General features: G+C 59.1%; 2 protein-coding genes. Both read right to left on the bottom strand.

The genetic code is table 11. From position 1 onward, the window contains the following. Positions 1–240 precede the first annotated feature (240 nt). A complete protein-coding gene (locus tag RTS12_RS20435) occupies positions 241–1011 on the bottom strand; it encodes a hypothetical protein (protein WP_312531948.1) in 771 nt (256 codons plus the stop codon). Between the two features lie 11 nt (positions 1012–1022). Further along, positions 1023–3215, bottom strand: a complete 2193-nt coding sequence (locus tag RTS12_RS20430) for a sialate O-acetylesterase (protein ID WP_312531946.1) — start codon at positions 3213–3215, stop codon at positions 1023–1025. Between the last annotated feature and the right edge of the window lie 142 nt (positions 3216–3357).

Genomic DNA, 3357 nt, shown 5'->3' with positions numbered 1-3357 from the left:
GTTTTTTGTCCCCCGATCGTGTACAATGAGCGGCCTTGCGTCAGAGAAAGGTCTGTCTTGAGGCAGTCCAATCTCAGGATAACCTTTCCCAGCATTGCTCCCCCGATGCCTAGCTGCTCCGCACCCCTCCTTGGGTAAGACGCAGCTAGCCTGCGCAGGGACGTCGAGTTGGACCTCCGCGTCCCTGCGCATGAAAAAGCCCACCGAAGCGGGGCCATCTACTCTCAATTTTTTGGACCCTCAGACCAGCCCGTGCCGCGCCTTCAGCCCAGCAAGCACCCGGCTGACGGTATATGGATCCTGGTCGATGGCTCGGTCGAAGATCATAAAATTCCCCAAACTGAAGCGTGGCGAATTTGCCGTCCCGCCCAGCTTCCAGCGACCCACGGTGTCAGCTGGCTCAGACGAAATGTCAGCGAATGTGGCTGCTGTATAGTTTACCTCACTATCAACAATCAGGCTCACCCGCTTCGCATCGTTATCCCAGCTTGCGATGATGATGTGCGGACCGGGCACAAGGGGCGCAGATACACGTGACGCTTGCGATGCGCCGTAGGCTGGGTTTACCCATAGCCGCCCATCAGATTGGCTTTGAATGACTGCTTGATAGCGAGCCGGGGTTAAAGCCGGACCCTGCCACGAGAGCCAGTTTCGCTGAGCACCCGCCCAATCAGTCGGCAGGTCCACCGCAAACACCGCCGACCAGCTCAAAGAAGGCTTGCGCCTGACCGCTATAAGTCCAGAAGCCGGGGTGCCCAGAAAATTCCACGCCATCCGTCCACCAAGGTTGGCATTATTTGATCGAGCGGGAATGACTGGAGACTGCGCATATGTATCTCCACGCATCTTATCAATGACGCCACCTCCAGCTGGGGTGCCAATGCGTTCCGGGTCGATCCATGTGTCAAGAAATGGTAGGGTTGAAAGATTGCGCTCGTAATCCGACCAGTCGAAGGTCGGCAACCCAAGGCCGGAGAGGTCAAGGTCTTGCAGGCGAATTATGGTAGCCATGTGGGCCTCCGTTAGCTGGTAATTTCAATTTCTTGGCAGCAAGCATGGCGTGCCAACGCCCGCCCCGGTGCGCTGGTCGAGAGGTCTTGATTGCCGTCATTGATCGGGGATCGACTCCAGATCGTCGGGCCACTGCCTCCGCCCGCCGTAATGAAGCGAGCAAGACCGAGGCGGGCCAGGGCATCAGGCACAGCCGAAAGCGTCAGGGTGATCGTCGCGCCGGATGGGGCCGATACCGCCGATATGGTTGCGCCGCTGCTGTCTCCGATAAGTGTGAACCCACTGCTTCCCGGATCTGAAACGACAGTGGTGTCGATGCTGATTGGGCGATTGAAGGTCACGGTGATCGAAGCCCCATCCCGGACAGCAGATACCATGTGCAGCCCCGGCGTGGCTGATCCCGACGCCACATGCTCCCCCATAGCCCGCCCGGCATACTCACCAAGCAGAGCATATCCCGGCCCATCCAAATGCACGCCGTCAGGATGGTTGAACAGATAGTCTGGCGTGACGATGACGAACCGATCCGGATCCGAAATCGCCAGTTTCAAGGGAGCCATCGGCGGGTTGGGCAGTGTGCCGCCAGGGTTGCCGATGCGGTCATTGGTCTGTTGACCGACGAAGAACGGGATGCGTTGGGACTGACCTGTCTGGTGCTGAATGTCGGCCTCAAGATCAGCTTGGAGCTGGGCCAGGTCAGCGAGATACTCGGCGGGCACCGTATTGCCGTCATTCTCCCCTTGTTTCCAGACGATCCCAGCGCAGCGTGCGCTGATCCCCTGCAACTTACAGTAGGCGACGACCTCTGACACATCCTGAATGACATTGGCGTAAGCCACCGCCCCTTTTTTAAGGTTGCGGATCGGCATCGCACCAAAACCCGCAGACCACCCCATGACGGCATCGGCAGGCCCGAGATGCCCCAGCATCCTCATTGCCGCCTGTACCACACCCGTCTCGCCATCATTCGCGCTGAATGATGAAACAGCCTCGCCAGCCGACACGATGTCACGCAGTCGGCGGAAGTCGATGGGAGCGACCTGTGTGTTCATCGACGACGCTTGGAACGGCCTAACTCCCGTCGCCCAGGTCAAAATGCGATCAGCATTTTCGGCCGGGACAGAGGGGGTGACAATCGGCAACCCCATCTCCCCCTTGGACAGGGATTGACCATAGAACACAAAGAATACGAGCCGGGTCGTACCAGCCCGAAGCGGGCTCTTGCGGGTCAGCCACGCACCCTGAGGTGTACGTATTCCGGCCTCAGCATGAATCCAGATCGCGCGCCCCTCATCCGAGACACCACCTATGAGGTCATCTCCACTGCGGGCATAGCTCAAGCGGGTCAGGTCAGCTCCGTTGCTGGCGTAGACCTGTGCACGACCGACATCATCGAGCTGCACTAAAGCGCGATGCCCGGCTAGGCTTTCAACAGGCTGAGAGCGGAACGACAGCGTGCCATCCCAACGGATGCCCGCAATGACGTTATCCGCCGCATCGAGCAGGACCGTGGAATATTCGGCGCTGCACCCTGCAAATATGTCCGCCCGTCCGCGCAGGAGGCGCAGCCAACCATCTCGCGTCAGGCCCAAGAACGGATGGTCATTCTTATCAGTGAAAGCGAAGGAGAAATCTGGCAAGCCAGCCATCATCGCCCGAACTTGCCCTGACACCTGAGAAGATTGAGAAACAGCCTTGATGCGCCCGTTATTCACTTCGCGCGCAGCGGCCTCTGCGCCGATCATCTGCGTAACTCTCGGCAAGCTGACATCACCGAATTTGACGCGCCACTGATTGCCGTTCCGTCCAAATGCAATGAATTCACCAGCGATCAGATTGATGGGGCCCGTCAATTCAAAGCCGCTCGCCTGCCGGAGATCAGCTGTGTCAGAACCAATCGTTAGCGTAGCAGGTCCGGTTGTGGTCACAGGACTAACAAACCCAATGATCAGCTCATTAGGGATCCCCGTGCCGAGGATCGGCGCAAGAGCCGCTGGAAACTCCGCCGTGATCGCATTGCCCTCGCCCGTGACATTGACCAGCGTGATCACGCCAGCGTTGCGCAGGACGGCGGTGTCATTTGCGGTGAAGCCGTCCCAAGTCTCGGACAGCGTCCGGTTGAGTTCGGCCTCAAGGTCTAGCTCCGTGGCATACTGGTTCGGCACCGCGCCTTTAACGGCGAGGTTGAAGGTAGGTGCAGGCATGTCGCCCTCTAAATTTATGGGGTGGTGGCCGAAACGCTGGCGGAAAACGCAGAGAGGTTGCCCCACTGGTCGCGAGCGCGCGCAAAGTAATAGCGGGTGATCCCGCTACCGAGGCCGGTGTTCCGGCGGGTGATGGTGACGT

The organism is Paracoccus sp. (in: a-proteobacteria) (genome assembly GCF_032007265.1).
Lineage (GTDB): Bacteria > Pseudomonadota > Alphaproteobacteria > Rhodobacterales > Rhodobacteraceae > Paracoccus.
Note: the sequence above shows the minus strand (reverse complement) of the source record. Positions and strands in the feature narration are given on the sequence as shown.

Excerpts from the sequence above, each read along its gene's own strand:
- RTS12_RS20435 (WP_312531948.1), bottom strand. The coding sequence starts at position 1,011 with ATGGCTACCATAATTCGCCTGCAAGACCTTGACCTCTCCGGCCTTGGG.
- RTS12_RS20430 (WP_312531946.1), bottom strand. The coding sequence starts at position 3,215 with ATGCCTGCACCTACCTTCAACCTCGCCGTTAAAGGCGCGGTGCCGAAC.